Source organism: Tistlia consotensis USBA 355 (assembly GCF_900177295.1).
Classification (GTDB): Bacteria; Pseudomonadota; Alphaproteobacteria; order Kiloniellales; family DSM-21159; genus Tistlia; species Tistlia consotensis.
Genome location: NZ_FWZX01000001.1, coordinates 556,192 through 570,310, shown reverse-complemented (window position 1 = coordinate 570,310; position 14,119 = coordinate 556,192). Strand labels below are relative to the sequence as shown.

Here is a 14,119-nt window from a genome sequence, read left to right as displayed (position 1 = left end):
GAGCACTACTACGACGACCCGAGCGGCGCGACCGACGGCCTGCAGAACTCGCAGAACCTGCTGTTCGACTCGATCGGCGCGAACGGCTACGACCCGAACGCCTACGGCAACTACGACGTCAGCCTGACCGTCACCGACAAGGCCAGCGGCGCGGTCGTCGGCGAGTCGGACATGCTGGTGCGGGTCGCGCCCGACATCGTCGTCGCGGCCGACGGCAGCGGCGACTACACGACGATCCAGGCGGCCATCGACGCTGCCCAGGCCGGCGACACCATCGTCGTCGCCGCCGGCAGCTACACGCCGGGCCTGGTCGACTACATAACCGCCTCCTTCGGCGCCGGCAGGGGCACGCTCAACCAGCAGATCCTGGTCGACAAGAGCCTGACGCTGATCGGCCTGCCCGGAGCGACGATCCAGGTCGCGGAGCCCGATTCGACGGCGCTGGCCGACCGCACCCTGGGCTTCACCGTCGCCGCCGACGACGTCAGCATCTCGGGCTTCGAGATCGTCGGGCCGCTGGGCGACGTTCAGCAGGACAGCTTCGACTTCGCCAACCGCGGCTACAACTACGGCATCTTCGTCGACGAGGGCGTGCTGGGCACGACCCTCTCCGGCAATACGATCCAGGACCTGCGCACCGGCATCACCTTCGAGGGCGCCAACGGCGACACGCTGGACCCGAGCCATCTGACCAGCGTCACCGGCAACGAGATCGACAATACCCGCGGCGCCTTCCTGGTCCGCTCCGAAGGCGTCGAGCTGAGCGACAACAGCTTCGGCGCCGAGGGCAACGAGTGGGACCTGACGATCCTGGCCGGCACGCAGCCCGGCGACTACTTCGCCGATCCGCTGGTCGACGTCGCCCAGTACGGCGACGACATGATGGCGCTGTCGACGGCCAACGACGGCATGACCATCGTCGACCGGCGCTACGGCGAGGGCGGCGTGCTGACCCAGCAGTACGCGAGCAGCGACCCCGCCCTGTCCCAGCAGTATGCGGCGATCGCCAACCGGACCCACGTCGAGGTCCGGGCCGGCGCCGACGACACGCCGAGCGCCGCGCTCGGCGAGACCCGGGGCAACGGCTTCGGCAGCGAGCGCCTGCCGATCGGCAGCCTGCAGGACGGCGTCGACGCCGTGGTCAAGGGCGGCTCGGTGCACGCCCAGGCTGGCGACTACAGCGGCGAGACGGTCGCGGTCGCCACCGAGAACCTGACCGTCGACGGCGACGCCGGGGCGATCGGCATCGCGCTGCAGCTCGCCAGCGGCATCGAGGCGGTCACCGCCACCGGCGCGGCCGACGTCGCGCTGACCGGCAACGAGACGGCGAACCTGCTGGCCGGCGGCGAGGGTGACGACGTGCTGTTCGGCGGCGGCGCCGCCGATGCGCTGACCGGCGGCGGCGGCAACGACAGCCTGGTCGGCGGCGAGGGCACCGACACGGCCCACTTCACCGGCGCGCAGGCCGACTACGCTATCGCGCTCAACGACGACGGCAGCTTCACGGTCGCCGACGGCAGCGCCGGACGCGACGGCAGCGACCACCTGAGCGGGGTCGAGCAGCTCGCCTTCGGCGACGGCCAGGTGCTGCTGGTCGGCGGCTCCGGCTTCGACTCGCTGCAGGGCGCCATCGACGCGGCCTCGGACGGCGACACCATCCTGGTCTATCCCGGCCAGTACAGCGAGAGCGCGAACTACAACCCCAACACCGGCCTCAACGATCCGAGCTACGCCGGCGGCAACAATCCGCTCGGCCTGGTCATCGGCAAGAGCGTGACGATCCAGGGCGTCGACTCCGCCGGCCACGCGATCACCGACCACGGCGGCGTCGAGGCAACGATCTCCGCGACCCGCCAGTCGAACTTCGGCACGAGCTTCCTGGTGACCGCCGACCACGTGGCCATCCACGGCCTGGAGCTGCTCGGCAACAGCAGCCCGAACCAGCCCTACGTCAACAAGGTGATCGAGGTCATCGCCGACGGCTTCACCCTCGACGCCAGCGTCGTCGGCGCGGTCGACTACGCGCACCTGCACACCCAGCCGACCGCCGCCGACAACCTGAGCGGCAGCTGGGACAGCCACACCCAGATGCTCACCGCGGTCTACTTCAACGACTGGTACAGCACGGTCCCCAGCGACCTCGCCGGCTGGCAGTCGGCGATCAGCAGCTACGACGTCGAGGGCTCGCAGCTCGCCGGCACGATCGAGGTCGCCAGCGGACCGGGCTACGGCTATGCCGCCGACCAGCTCGACATGCGGATCGTCGGCAACCTCTTCATCAACGTGGCCGCCGACGATCCCACCTGGCACAACAACGGCATCCTGATCACCGGCCAGGACAGCGAGATCGGCTGGCGGCTGGCGCCCGCCGCGCTGCCCACCGAGATCTCCGGCAACGTCTTCGGCGCCGACGGCGACGGCATCTTCTGGGTCCGCGGCGAGGGTGCGCAGGACCTGCCGGACCTGGCCTACGTCCAGTCGCTGATCGCGAACAACGACCTGCCGGCCTACGCCTATGCGGTCGACTCGAGCGGTGCGCCGGCCATCGGGACCTACGACGGCGACTTCGGTCCGCTGCTGCCGGGCGGCGTCCCGGTCACCCCCTCGAGCCCGTCCTTCGCGATCCGCCAGTCGGCTGGCGACTTCGACCTGAACGAGCTGCACGGCGCCGACTCGCTGGTCGTCAAGGGCGAGGCGGACGCGGCGTCGCGGACGCTCTCGCTGATCGTCGGCAGCGACGGGGCCGACAACCTGTCGGGCGGCTCGGGCGACGAGGCGCTGCTGGGCGGCGGCGGCGACGACCGGATCGATGGCGGCGGCGGCAACGACCTGATCCTCGGCGGCGCCGGCGACGACGTGCTGTTCGGCGGTGCCGGCAACGACACGCTGGCCGGCGGCGACGGCAGCGACACCGTGACCGGCGGCCAGGGCGACGACCAGGTCGTCTTCCAGCAGGGCGAGAGCGGCAGCGACAGCGTCACCGACATGAGCGGCGGCGACGCGCTCGACTTCAGCGACGTCGTGCAGAGCGACGGCCCGGCGGAGCTGCACCTCGGCGACAATACCGACGGTCACGTGCAGGTCGCGACGGCCGCCGCGCCCGAGCTGCCGCTGGCCGTCGTCGAGACCGTGCCGGCGGCGTCGCTGACCGTCGATCACGACGGCAACGTGACGCTGACGGCCGCGGCATGAGGCGCTCGACGGCCGGCGACTGGGAGGGGAAGACAACGTGGGGATCGGGGATGAGGGTTAGCAGGCTCCTTGCGCGGGCGCTTCGTGACGGATCGGACCACAGCCTGCCGCCGGCCGGCCTCCGGGCCCTGGCCGGCGGGGCGGCGCTGGCGCTGGCGCTGGCCGCCCAGCCGGGGCTGCCGCGCGCCGAGACCCTGAGCGACAGCGTCGCGCTCGCGGTCTCCGGCCATCCGCAGGTGCGCGGGGCCGAGGCCGGCTACCGGGCCAGCGAGCGGGCGGTCGAGGTCGAGAAGGGCGGCTTCCTGCCGTCGGTCGAGGTCACCGCCGACACCGGCTACCAGCACGCCACGCGCGGCCCCGACAATGCCGATGCGACCAAGGCCAACCTCTGGCGGCGCCGCTACCGCGGAGCGCTGAGCCAGCTGCTGTTCGACGGCTTCGCGACCAGCAACCGCGTCGAGGCCGCCGACAGCCGGGCCCGCTCCTCGCTCTTCGAGCTCTACGGCGCCGCCGACGAGGTCGCCCTGCGCGCCATCGAGGCGCATCTCGCCGTCGTGCTCGGCCGCCGGCTGGTCGACTTCGCCCGCGAGAACGTCGCGCTGCACCGGCGCATCTTCGGCGACGTCGAGGAGGCGGCGCGGCGCGGCGGCGGCTCGACCGCCGACGTCGACCAGGTGCGCACCCGGCGCGCCTTCGCCGAGTCCCAGCTGCGCCGGCTGCAGGGCGACCTGCAGAACGCCGAGGCCGACTACATCGAGGCGGTCGGCGCCATGCCCGGCAGCCTGGAGCGGCCGGCCGTGCCGCTCGACAAGCTGCCGCCGAGCGTCGAGGACGCCCTCCAGATCACCTGGAAGAGCAACCCGCGCCGGCGGGCCGCGCTCGCCGAGTCCCGGGCCGCCGGCCACAGCGCCGATGCCGCGACCGGCAGCTTCTATCCGACCGTCGACGTCGAGCTGGCCCACGAGGGGCGCAAGGGCGTCAGCGGCGAGCCGGACTTCGAGACCGACAGCACGGCGCTGCTGCAGCTGCGCTGGAACCTCTACAACGGCGGCGCCGACACCGCGGCGCGCCGCCGTGCCCTGGAGCAGGAGAACCAGGCGCGCCTGAAGGTCTACGAGATCGACCGGCGGCTGCGCCAGGACCTGGAGACCGCCTACACCAACTATCGCGTCGCGACCGACCAGGTCGCGCTGCTGCGCGACCGCGTGGCGACCGCCGAGAAGGTCACGGTCGCCTACGGCGAGCAGTTCAAGCTGCGCCAGAGGACGATCCTCGACCTGCTGGATTCCGGCAACGAGCTGTTCGTCGCGCGGGTCGACCTGGCACGCACGGAGCTCGACCAGGTCCGCGCCGCCTATGCGATCCTGACGCGGATCGGCACGGTGCTGCCGGCGCTCGACGTCAAGCTGAAGGTCGAGGACGTCGCCAGCGTGCCGGAGAGGGAGCCGGCAGCTCCGCCGAAGTAGGCGCAGGCGCAGGGACAGGCCATGAAGGCTGGGATCGTTCGACCGCTGGACGGGTCGGCGGGAGCCGGGGAAGCGGCTCCCGAGCCGCCGGAGGCGCCGATCGTCGGCTCGCTGCCGCCGGACGATCCGCTGGTCACCTGCCTCGTCTTCCTCTGCCGCTACCACGGCCGGCCGCGCTCGGCCCAGGTGCTGCTCTCCGGGCTGCCGATCAGCGGCCGCCGACTGACCCCCGAGCTGTTCGTCCGCGCCGCCGAGCGGGCCGGGCTAGTCGCCCGCGCCGTGCGCCGGCGGCTCGAGCGGATCCATCCCTGGACCCTGCCGGCGGTGCTGCTGCTCGACGACGGCGACGCCGCGGTGCTGGTCGAGCGCCGGCCCGACGGCAGCTGCCTGGTGATCCCCGGCAGCGGCGGCGGCGGCGAGACCCTGGTGCCGGCCGCCGAGCTGGCCGCGCGCTACGGCGGCTACGCCCTGCTGGCCCGGCCCGAGCACCGCTTCGCGGCGACCGGCGGCGCCGAGCGCGACGTGCCGCGGCCGCGGGCCTGGTTCTGGGGCACGCTGATGGAGAACTGGTGGACCTACATCCAGGTCGGCCTGGCCTCGATCGTGATCAACTGCTTCGCCCTGGCCAACTCGCTCTTCACCATGAACGTCTACGACCGCGTGCTGCCGAACAACGCGGTCGAGACCGGCGTCGCCCTGGCGATCGGCGCCGCCTCGGTGTTCCTCTTCGACTTCCTGCTGCGCAACCTGCGTGCCTGGTTCATCGACTTCGTCGGGCGGCGCGCCGACGTCATCCTGGCCTGCCGGATCTTCGACCAGGTGCTCGACATGAAGATCGCCTACCGGCCGGCCTCGGCCGGCTCCTTCGCGGCGATCGTGCGCGAGTTCGAGACGGTGCGCGACTTCTTCACCTCGGCGACGCTCTCGACCTTCGTCGACCTGCCCTTCGCCTTCCTCTTCGTCGGCGTCATCGCGCTGATCAGCCCGCCGATCGGCCTGCTGCTGCTCGGCGTCGTGCTGGTCGTGCTGCTGTGGGGCGCGGTCATCCAGATCCCGATCGCGCGCGCCACCAGCCGCAACCAGAAGCAGGGCGAGCACAAGCACGGCATCCTGATCGAGAGCCTGACCGGCCTGGAGACGCTGAAGATGGTCGGCGCCGAGGGCCGCATGCGCCGGATCTGGGAGGAGCTGGTCGGCAACACCGCGGCGCTCGGCCAGAAGAGCCGGCTCTACAGCAACCTCGGCGTCCACTTCGTCCAGATGGCCCAGCAGATGACCATGGTCGGCACCGTGCTGGCCGGCATCTTCCTGGTCGGCGAGGGACGGCTCTCGGCCGGCGGCCTGATCGCCTGCGTGATCCTGTCGGGCCGCGCGACCGGCCCGATGGCGCAGGTCGCCCAGCTCGCCATGCGCTTCCACCAGGCGCGCTCGTCGCTGCGCGCGCTCGACCGGATCATGCGGCTGCCGGTCGAGCGGCCGCCCGGGGCGCAGCTGCTGAACCGGCCGCACCTCTCCGGCGCGCTGGCCTTCGAGGGCGTGTCCTTCGTCTATCCGGCCAGCAGCAGCGAGGTGCTGCGCGACGTCTCCTTCAAGATCGCCGCCGGCGAGAAGGTCGGCATCGTCGGCCGCATCGGCTCGGGCAAGAGCACGATCGCCAAGCTGGCCGGCGGGCTCTACGAGCCGGGCAAGGGCTCGGTGCGGCTCGACGGCACCGACGTGCGGCAGATCGAGCCGAGCGACGTGCGCGCCAACGTCGGCTTCGTGCCGCAGGAGCTCTTCCTGTTCCGCGGCACGATCCGCGAGAACATCGCGATCGCCGCCCCCGCGGCCAGCGACCTCGACGTCGTCGCGGTCGCCGAGGCGGTCGGCCTGCACGACTTCGTCGCCCAGCATCCCGCCGGCTACGACCTGCAGGTCGGCGAGCGCGGCGACGGCCTGTCCGGCGGCCAGCGCCAGGCCGTCGCCCTGGCGCGCGCGCTGCTCAAGGGGCCGAACCTGCTGATCCTCGACGAGCCGACCAGCTCGATGGACACGCGCAGCGAGGAGCAGATCGTCGCCAGCCTCGGCCGGCTGCTGCAGGACCGCACGATCCTGCTGATCACCCACCGCCTGTCGCTGCTCAAGCTGGTCGACCGGCTGATCGTGCTCGACAGGGGCCGCATCGTCGCCGACGGGCCGCGCGAGGAGGTGCTGGCGCGCCTGTCGAGCGGCCGCATCGCGACGGGATAGGGGCGATGGCCCGGGCCCGCGACGACCAGGACTTCATGACCAGCCTGCACGGCGCGGTCAGCCGGCGGCCGAGCCTGGGCGCGCACCTGCTGCTGCTGGCGATCGTCGTCTTCCTGGTCTGGGCCGTCGTCTGGGCGGGCTGGGCCGAGATCGACCAGGTGACCAGCGGCCCGGGCCGGGTCATCCCCTCGCGCCAGGTCCAGCTGGTCCAGAACCTGGAGGGCGGCATCCTGTCGGAGATCCTGGTCCACGAGGGCGACAGCGTCGCCAAGGACCAGGTGGTCATGCAGCTGGACAACACCCAGTTCCTCTCGGACTTCAGGGAGAACCACGTCAAGCTGCTCGGCCTGCGCGCCGTGATCGAGCGGCTGCGCGCCGAGATCGACGGCCATCCCCTGGTCTTCGCCGAGGAGGTCGCCCAGGCGCTGCCGCGCGTCGTCGCCTCCGAGCGGGCGCTCTACGAGTCGCGCGCCCAGGAGATCGCCTCGACGGTCGGCAAGCTGGAGCAGGAGGGCAACCAGCGGCGGCGCGAGCTCGAGGAGACCCAGGCCAAGATCGCCCAGCTCGAGCGCTCGGTCGCCCTGGCGCGCCAGGAGATCGGCATCCTGAAGCCGCTGGTCGACCGGGGCATCAACGCGCCGGTCGAGCTGATCCGCCTGCGCCGCGAGGAGAACCAGTACGTCGGCGACCTGGAGGTCGCGCACCACTCGATCGAGCGCATCAAGGCCGCGGTCGCCGAGACCGAGCAGGGCAAGGCCGAGGCGCGCGCCCAGTTCCGCTCGCGCGCCCTCAAGGAGCTCAACGAGGCCCAGGTCAACGCCCAGGCGCTGGAGCAGGTGCTGGCCTCGCGCAACGACCGGGTGCAGCGCACCGTGGTGCGCTCGCCGGTCGCCGGCACGGTGAAGCGGATCATGGTCAACACGGTCGGCGGCGTCGTGCAGCCGGGCCAGGACCTGATGGAGATCGTGCCCGCCGAGGACGCGCTCTTCGTCGAGGCGCGGATCAAGCCCGCGGACATCGCCTTCCTGCGCCCCGGCCTGCCGGCGCGCGTCAAGATCTCGGCCTACGACTACACGATCTACGGCCTGCTGCCGGCCGAGCTGGAGCTGATCGGCGCCGACTCGATCCTCGACGAGAAGACCGGCGAGAGCCACTACCTGATCCGGGTCAGGACCACCGAGAACCGGATGCGCGACGCCAGGGGCGAGGTCCTGCCGATCATCCCCGGCATGACCGCCACGGTCGACGTGCTGACCGGCACGCACACGGTGCTGCAGTACCTGCTGAAGCCCGTGCTGAAGGTCTTCAAGAGCGCCTTCCACGAGCACTGAGGGGTGCCTTGGGTCTGGCGCCGGCTACGTCCCCGTCGCGCCTCTTCCGGACAGCGTGGCGCCGAGGGCGGCGACGGTGATCGCGGCGACGGCGCCGAGCGAGGCCGGTGACAGGCCCTGGGCGAGCAGCAGCACCCCGACCAGCGAGGCGACCGCCGGCTCCAGCGTGACCAGGACCGCGTAGGTGCGCGGCGGCAGGCGCCTGAGGGCCGCGTACTCCAGCGAGAAGGGGAAGGCGGTCGACAGCAGGGCGACGGCGACGGCGCCGGCCAGGGCGAGCCAGCCGAAGCTGCCGGCGGCGATCGCCGGCAGGCCGATCGGCAGGCTGATCGCCGCGGCGGCGATCATCGCCAGGGCGAGCCCGCCGTGGCCGGGCAGGCGCCGCCCGAGTTGCCGCGAAACCAGGATGAAGCCGGTCCAGCAGAGGCCGCCGGAGAGCGCGAAGAGCAGGCCCGTGCGGTCCAGCCCGCCGCCGGTCGCTCCGGCGATCTGCGGGGTCAGCAGCCAGAGGCCGGCCGCGGCGAGCAGGATCCAGAGGAGGTCGAGCAGCCGGCGCGAGGTCGCCAGCGCGATGGCCAGGGGACCGAGGAACTCGACGGCCACGGCGACGCCGAGCGGGATGCGCGCGATCGCCTCGTAGAAGCAGAGGTTCATGCCGGCGATCGCGGCGCCGAGCAGCAGGATCCAGGGCCAGCAGCCGCGCGGCACCGCCCGGACGCGCGGCCGGAAGGCGGCGGTCAGCACCAGGGCGGCGAAGACGATGCGGAAGCTCACCGTGCCGGCCGGCCCGAAGGCCTCGAAGAGCCGTGTCGCCAGCGCCGCGCCGAGCTGGATCGAGAGCAGTGCCAGCAGCACCAGGCCGGAGGGCGGCATCCGCCCGAGCAGGCGCTCGAGCAGGGCGCCCGAGGTGGGGGCGGCCCCCGGCCCGGGAGCGGCCGGCGCCGCGCTCGGCGTCGCGGTCACCCCGGCCCGGCTACTGCTTGGGCTGCCCGGCCGGCAGGGCGCCGCCGTCGATGATCTTGATGCCCGGCGGCGCCTCGAACAGCGAGGGTGCCTGGTCGCCCCGCTTGAGGTTGGTCAGCGTCATGGTGACGTCGCCGCGGGCGGTCCTGGTGCTCATCTTCATGATGATGCCGTCGTCGGTGATCCAGAAGCGGCCGTCGAGCTTGCCGCTGGTCTGGTAGATCGTCGTCTTCTCGCCGCCGACCGTCTCCTCGCCCACGACCTCCGGATTGAGCCGCGCGAAGGCCTCCGAGGCGGCGAGGCCGGGGTCCGGCGGCAGCGGCATGCGCATGGCCATGCCGGCGGCCGGCATGATCATCAGCGCCTCGGCCTCGATCGGCCGCAGGATGAAGATCTGCTCGCCGCCGGCCGCCTTGATCTCGCGGCGCTCGGCCTTCTGGCTGTGGAAGACCCTGCCGGTCACCATCTGGCCGGCCGAGTCCATGGTGAAGTCGCCGCTGTAGGGCGTGTCGCCGACCGGCGGCAGGGCGCGCGCCTGGGCCGGCAGGGCCGCCCCGGTCAGGGTCGCGCAGGCCAGGGTCGCGCTGGCCAGGGCGAACAGCGCCAGCGCCAGCAGGCGCCGGATGCGCAGGCCGGGGCGGCGCCGCAGCTGCTGGGACATGGTCGTTCCTTCCGTCTTTTAGCCTGTCGCGTGCCGCCGCAAAGGGTCGGCGAGCCCGCGACGCGCGTCAAGCATGGCGGTCGCGGTCCGGCGAAGGGTCACGCATGGCCGCTGGTCGGCTGCCGGCGCTGGCCCTCCGAGGCGGCTCTCAGCGCCCGGCCGAGCAGCTGCTCGATCAGCGGTACGCTGCTGGCCAGCGGCGCCTCGATCATCGCCGCGCGCGCCGCCAGGGTGATCGCCAGGGCCTGCAGCACGTCGCCGTTGGAGACCTCGCCCAGCGTGCGGATCTCGCCGTCCAGCGCGCCGAGCAGCCGCGTCACCAGCTGGTTGACCTGGACCGGCGAGCCGGTCTCGTCGTGCAGCGGGAAGGAGAAGTCGATGCGGGTGCCGGTCTGGGTGGTAATGCTGTAGGGCAGGTTCATGACGGGTCCTTCGATTGCTCCTGCTTCCGAGCTAGTCTGCATCCGCCCTCTGTCACCCTGAAAATCGTTCCGGAGACGACTCGATGATCCGCCTGCTGTCCTTCCTCGCCGTCTGGCTGGCCGTTCTCGGTGCCGTCCTGGCCGGGCCGACCGCCGCCGGCCCGGCGCGAGCGGCGACGCCGGCGCCCGAGTGTTCGGCGGCGGCGCCCGATTCGATCGCCCGGCAGGTCTGCGAGAGCGCCGCGCTCGGCGAGCTCGACCGCGAGCTGGGGCGGGTCTATCGCCGGGCCCTCGACAGCCTGCGCGGCGGCAATGCGGCCGGCGCCCCGATGGAACTGCTCAAGGCCGAGCAGCTCGGCTGGCGGCGCGGCCTCGACAGCTGCCTCAAGGCCGCCGACCGCACGGCCTGCGTCACCGTCGCCTACCTGGCGCGGATCGCCGAGCTGCGGGCCGCCTATCCGGCGGCCGGCGCCGAGACCAAGGACGGCATCTCGATCGGACCGGTCGACTTCCATTGCAGCGACGGCAGCCTGGCGCGCCTGACCTTCTTCCGCGGCACGACGCCGCTGGCCTGGCTGCAGCGCGCGCCGGACAGCTACCTCCTGGAGATCCGGCTGAGCGGCAGCGGCGCCCGCTACGGCGCCGACACCGGCAAGGGCCCGGTCGAGTTCTGGAACAAGGGCGACGCGGCGACCCTGACCCTGCCGGGCGAGAAGCCGCTCGACTGCAGGACCGGCGGCGGCTGATTCCCGCCCTTCCGCTCAGGCCGCCGCCGGCGGATAGTTGGAGGGGAAGAGGGCGCGCCGCGCCGCCTCGTCCATCTCCTTCTTGAAGGCGTGGTCCTTGCCGACCGCGCGGGCCCGCGCCACCGCCGGCCGGGCGTCGATCCGGGCGAACCAGCGCTGCAGGTCCGGGAAGGCGGCCAGCGGATCGGTCTCGCCGGGCAGCACGCGGGCGGCCCGGTCGAGCCAGCCCCAGGCCGAGATGTCGGCGATCGTGTAGCTCTCGCCGACCAGGAAGTCGCGGCCGGCCAGCCGCTCGTCGAGCACCCGGTAGTGCCGTTCGACCTCGCGGCGGTAGCGGTTGATCGCATAGGGCAGCTTCTCCGGGGCGGCGTGCTGGAAGTGCACGGCCTGGCCGGAGAAGGGGCCGAGGCCGCTGGCCAGGAAGAACAGCCAGGACAGCAGCTCCGGCCGGTCGCCGGGACTGCCGACGAAGCGACCGGTCTTGTCGCCGAGATGGAGCAGGATGGCGCTGGAATCGAAGACCCGGGCCTCCGTGCCGCCCGGCCCCTCGGTGTCGACGATCGCCGGCACCTTGCCGTTCGGATTGATCGCCCGGAAGGCCGGGGCGTGCTGCTCGCCCTTGCTGGTGTCGACCGGCACGAGCTCGTAGGGCAGCCCGGCCTCCTCCAGGAAGAGGGCGACCTTGGCGGGGTTGGGCGTCGGGTGGAAGTAGAATCGGATCATGGTCTCTTCCTTCGGCGGATCGGGGGAGCGGGTCAGGAGGATCTGGTCAGGAGGTCCGGGCAAGCCGGGCCGGGCGCGCGGCGAGCAGGACGCCGCTGGCGATGACGACGATGGCCAGGGCGCCGAGCCGCGAGGGCACCTCGCCGAGCGCCGGGATCGCCAGGGTCGTCGCGGCGACCGGGATCAGGGCGATGATCGCCGCCGCCGAGCGCGGCCCGAGCAGGGTCACCGCCCGGTTGAAGGCGACGATCGCGACGGCGCTCATCAGCAGGCCCTGGTAGAGCACCTGGAAGGCGACCTCGCCGGCCGGCGCCGTGCCGAGCCTCGACAGGCCGCCGAGCAGGTAGGCCGGCAGGTAGAGCAGCGCCGACCAGAGGCAGATCAGCGCCGCCGACTGCAGCGGGCTGATGCCGCCGCGCCGGAAGCGCAGGGTGTAGAGCGCCCAGAGCAGGGCGGCGGCGAGCAGGCTGGCCAGGCCGAGCGGGCTCGGCGCGCTGCCGCGGGCCTGGCCGACGGCCAGGGCGGCGACGCCGGCGACGATGGCGAGATAGCCGAAGAGGCGCCCCCGGCCCGGCGGCTCGCGCAGCGCCAGCCAGGCGACCAGGCCGGCGAAGACCGGCATCAGCGCCGGCGTGACCGAGGAGGCCTGGGCTGCCGAGGTCAGCTGCAGGCCGAGCGCCACGAACAGCACGAAGGGCGCGCCCCAGAGCAGGGCGAAGAGCAGGCCCTCCAGCCAGGCGCCGGCCGGCAGGCGGTGCCGGCGGGTCAGCAGCAGGGGCCCGAGCAGCAGGGCGCCGCCGCCGAAGCGCAGCGCGATGACGTCCCAGACCGCCAGGTCGTGGGTGACGCCGAAGCGGGTGACGATGAACCAGCCCGAGAAGATCGCGACCGCCAGCGCGGCCCAGCCCAGGCCCGCGAGCAGGCGCGTGCGGGCCTGCGGCTGCGCCAGGGGCCCTGCGTCCGAAACATCCGCCTCGCTGCCGGTCATCGTCTTCGTCGTGCTCCCGCCGTCGCGGCGCTGGAATATTAGAACGATCGATCTAAAATGCAGCGACGACGGCAGGACGGCAACGGCCGCGCTGCCGACCTCCGGTCACAGATCCTGAGAAGGCGGGACGATGGCACGGCCCCGGCAGTTCGACGAAGCGGCGGCGCTCGACGCGGCCGTGCAGTGTTTCTGGGCGCAGGGCTACGAGGCGACCTCGGTGCGCGACCTCGCGGCACGCATGGGCATCACCGGGGCCAGCCTCTACAACGCCTTCGGCGACAAGCGCGCGCTCTACCGCCGGGCGATCGACCGCTACGTTGCGCAGAGCTTCGGCGAGCGCGCCCGGCGCCTCGAAGCCGGCCTGCCGCCGCGCGCGGCGATCGCCGCCTTCTTCGCCGAGATGATCGAGCGCTCGCTCGACGACCGCGAGCGCAAGGGCTGCCTGCTGGTCAACTCGGCGCTCGAGTCGGCGCCCGCGGACCCGGAGCTCCGGCGGGCCGTCGCCGCGATGATCGCCGAGATCGAGGCCTTCTTCCGGCGCTGCGTCGAGGCCGGTCAGCGCGACGGCACGATCTCGACCGCCCAGCCTGCCGAGGATCTCGCGCGCCTGCTGCTGAGCGTGCAGCTCGGCCTGCGCGTGCTCGCCCGCTCCCGGCCCGAGCGTGCGCTGCTCGAAGGCCTGGTCCGCCCGGCCCTTGCGCTGCTCGACCGCCCCGGCTGAGCGTCGGGCCGCGCCTGCCGCCTCGTCGCCAGAGAACGCAACTCGTCCACAGGCGTCGCCCTGGCGATCGGCGGTGGCCTCACCAGATCTCAGGGCGGCGCTGCCCGGCGCAGCCTTTTTCCCGCCCGCCGGCCTTTCGGCGGGCGCTTCCAGGAGCCAGACATGCCGACCATCCACGAGCTCACCATCCCGGTCCTGACGCACGGCCTCGGCGTGCTGTCGGGCTACCTCGACAAGGCGGAGGCGCACGCAGCCGCTCGCGGCCTCGACCCTGCCGAGCTGGTCGGCGCCCGGCTCGCGCCCGACATGCTCCCGCTGTCGGGCCAGATCCAGCGGGCCAGCGATACCGCCAAGGCCAGCGTCGCGCGCCTGACCGGCCTCGCGGCACCGAGCTTCCCCGACAGCGAGACGACGCTCGCCGAGCTGAAGGAGCGGGTCGCCAGGACGCTGGCCTTCCTCGGCGGCGTCGGCCGGGAGCCCTTCGACGGCGCCGAGGCGCGCAGCATCGAGCTGCGCTTCGGGAAGTTTCAGGCGAGCTACTCCGGCGCCGACTACGTGACGCGCTTCATGCTGCCGAACTTCTTCTTCCATGTGACGACGGCACACGGGATCCTGCGTCACCAGGGCGTCGAGGTCGGCAAGCTGGACTACCTCGGCCGCTTCGACTGACCGGCCGG

Annotated in this window: 11 protein-coding genes and 1 pseudogene; 7 read left to right on the top strand and 5 right to left on the bottom strand. The window is 72.7% G+C overall.

Annotated features, from left to right (window positions below):
* From B9O00_RS32940 to B9O00_RS02650, 4 genes and pseudogenes are all read left to right on the top strand, one after another.
* Positions 1 to 3,192 (top strand): annotated as a pseudogene (locus B9O00_RS32940) (hypothetical protein); the annotation flags it as partial.
* A 50-nt stretch (positions 3,193 to 3,242) separates the two neighbouring features.
* Positions 3,243 to 4,658: a TolC family outer membrane protein gene (locus B9O00_RS02660; RefSeq protein ID WP_159460069.1), complete on the top strand. Its 1,416-nt coding sequence runs from the start codon at positions 3,243 to 3,245 to the stop codon at positions 4,656 to 4,658.
* 21 nt (positions 4,659 to 4,679) lie between these two features.
* The gene (locus B9O00_RS02655) at positions 4,680 to 6,887 is read left to right on the top strand and encodes a type I secretion system permease/ATPase (protein ID WP_085120860.1); all 2,208 of its coding nucleotides are present in this window, start codon (positions 4,680 to 4,682) and stop codon (positions 6,885 to 6,887) included.
* A gap of 5 nt (positions 6,888 to 6,892) precedes the next feature.
* Entirely contained in the window at positions 6,893 to 8,218 is a 1,326-nt protein-coding gene (locus B9O00_RS02650; protein ID WP_085120859.1) for an HlyD family type I secretion periplasmic adaptor subunit, read from the top strand.
* Positions 8,219 to 8,242: 24 nt separating this feature from the next.
* Here the strand turns inward: B9O00_RS02650 and B9O00_RS02645 are convergent, their stop codons facing one another.
* The 3 genes from B9O00_RS02645 to B9O00_RS02635 form a co-directional block, all read right to left on the bottom strand.
* Positions 8,243 to 9,181: an EamA family transporter gene (locus B9O00_RS02645; protein ID WP_200808374.1), complete on the bottom strand. Its 939-nt coding sequence runs from the start codon at positions 9,179 to 9,181 to the stop codon at positions 8,243 to 8,245.
* A 10-nt stretch (positions 9,182 to 9,191) separates the two neighbouring features.
* On the bottom strand, positions 9,192 to 9,842 hold the full coding sequence (locus B9O00_RS02640) for a DUF3108 domain-containing protein (protein ID WP_085120858.1): 651 nt from the start codon (positions 9,840 to 9,842) through the stop codon (positions 9,192 to 9,194).
* A gap of 98 nt (positions 9,843 to 9,940) precedes the next feature.
* Positions 9,941 to 10,264, bottom strand: a complete 324-nt coding sequence (locus B9O00_RS02635) for a hypothetical protein (RefSeq protein ID WP_085120857.1) — start codon at positions 10,262 to 10,264, stop codon at positions 9,941 to 9,943.
* An 83-nt stretch (positions 10,265 to 10,347) separates the two neighbouring features.
* Between B9O00_RS02635 and B9O00_RS02630 the strand changes: the two genes are divergently transcribed.
* Positions 10,348 to 11,010, top strand: coding sequence for an MliC family protein (locus B9O00_RS02630; RefSeq protein ID WP_085120856.1), 663 nt, complete (start codon positions 10,348 to 10,350; stop codon positions 11,008 to 11,010).
* Between the two features lie 15 nt (positions 11,011 to 11,025).
* Here the strand turns inward: B9O00_RS02630 and B9O00_RS02625 are convergent, their stop codons facing one another.
* Positions 11,026 to 11,733: a glutathione S-transferase family protein gene (locus B9O00_RS02625; protein WP_085120855.1), complete on the bottom strand. Its 708-nt coding sequence runs from the start codon at positions 11,731 to 11,733 to the stop codon at positions 11,026 to 11,028.
* Between the two features lie 46 nt (positions 11,734 to 11,779).
* Entirely contained in the window at positions 11,780 to 12,721 is a 942-nt protein-coding gene (locus B9O00_RS02620; RefSeq protein ID WP_085120854.1) for a DMT family transporter, read from the bottom strand.
* Between the two features lie 130 nt (positions 12,722 to 12,851).
* Here B9O00_RS02620 and B9O00_RS02615 point away from each other — a divergent pair, with 130 nt between their 5' ends.
* Positions 12,852 to 13,442, top strand: coding sequence for a TetR/AcrR family transcriptional regulator (locus B9O00_RS02615; RefSeq protein WP_085120853.1), 591 nt, complete (start codon positions 12,852 to 12,854; stop codon positions 13,440 to 13,442).
* A 162-nt stretch (positions 13,443 to 13,604) separates the two neighbouring features.
* The gene (locus B9O00_RS02610; RefSeq protein ID WP_085120852.1) at positions 13,605 to 14,111 is read left to right on the top strand and encodes a DUF1993 domain-containing protein; all 507 of its coding nucleotides are present in this window, start codon (positions 13,605 to 13,607) and stop codon (positions 14,109 to 14,111) included.
* Positions 14,112 to 14,119: the final 8 nt, after the last annotated feature.

Bases quoted from the DNA above. Each gene is read 5' to 3' on its own strand.
- B9O00_RS02660 (WP_159460069.1), top strand. From the start codon at position 3,243: ATGAGGGTTAGCAGGCTCCTTGCGCGGGCGCTTCGTGACGGATCGGAC.
- B9O00_RS02655 (WP_085120860.1), top strand. From the start codon at position 4,680: ATGAAGGCTGGGATCGTTCGACCGCTGGACGGGTCGGCGGGAGCCGGG.
- B9O00_RS02650 (WP_085120859.1), top strand. From the start codon at position 6,893: ATGGCCCGGGCCCGCGACGACCAGGACTTCATGACCAGCCTGCACGGC.
- B9O00_RS02640 (WP_085120858.1), bottom strand. From the start codon at position 9,842: ATGTCCCAGCAGCTGCGGCGCCGCCCCGGCCTGCGCATCCGGCGCCTG.
- B9O00_RS02635 (WP_085120857.1), bottom strand. From the start codon at position 10,264: ATGAACCTGCCCTACAGCATTACCACCCAGACCGGCACCCGCATCGAC.
- B9O00_RS02630 (WP_085120856.1), top strand. From the start codon at position 10,348: ATGATCCGCCTGCTGTCCTTCCTCGCCGTCTGGCTGGCCGTTCTCGGT.
- B9O00_RS02625 (WP_085120855.1), bottom strand. From the start codon at position 11,733: ATGATCCGATTCTACTTCCACCCGACGCCCAACCCCGCCAAGGTCGCC.
- B9O00_RS02620 (WP_085120854.1), bottom strand. From the start codon at position 12,721: ATGACCGGCAGCGAGGCGGATGTTTCGGACGCAGGGCCCCTGGCGCAG.
- B9O00_RS02615 (WP_085120853.1), top strand. From the start codon at position 12,852: ATGGCACGGCCCCGGCAGTTCGACGAAGCGGCGGCGCTCGACGCGGCC.
- B9O00_RS02610 (WP_085120852.1), top strand. From the start codon at position 13,605: ATGCCGACCATCCACGAGCTCACCATCCCGGTCCTGACGCACGGCCTC.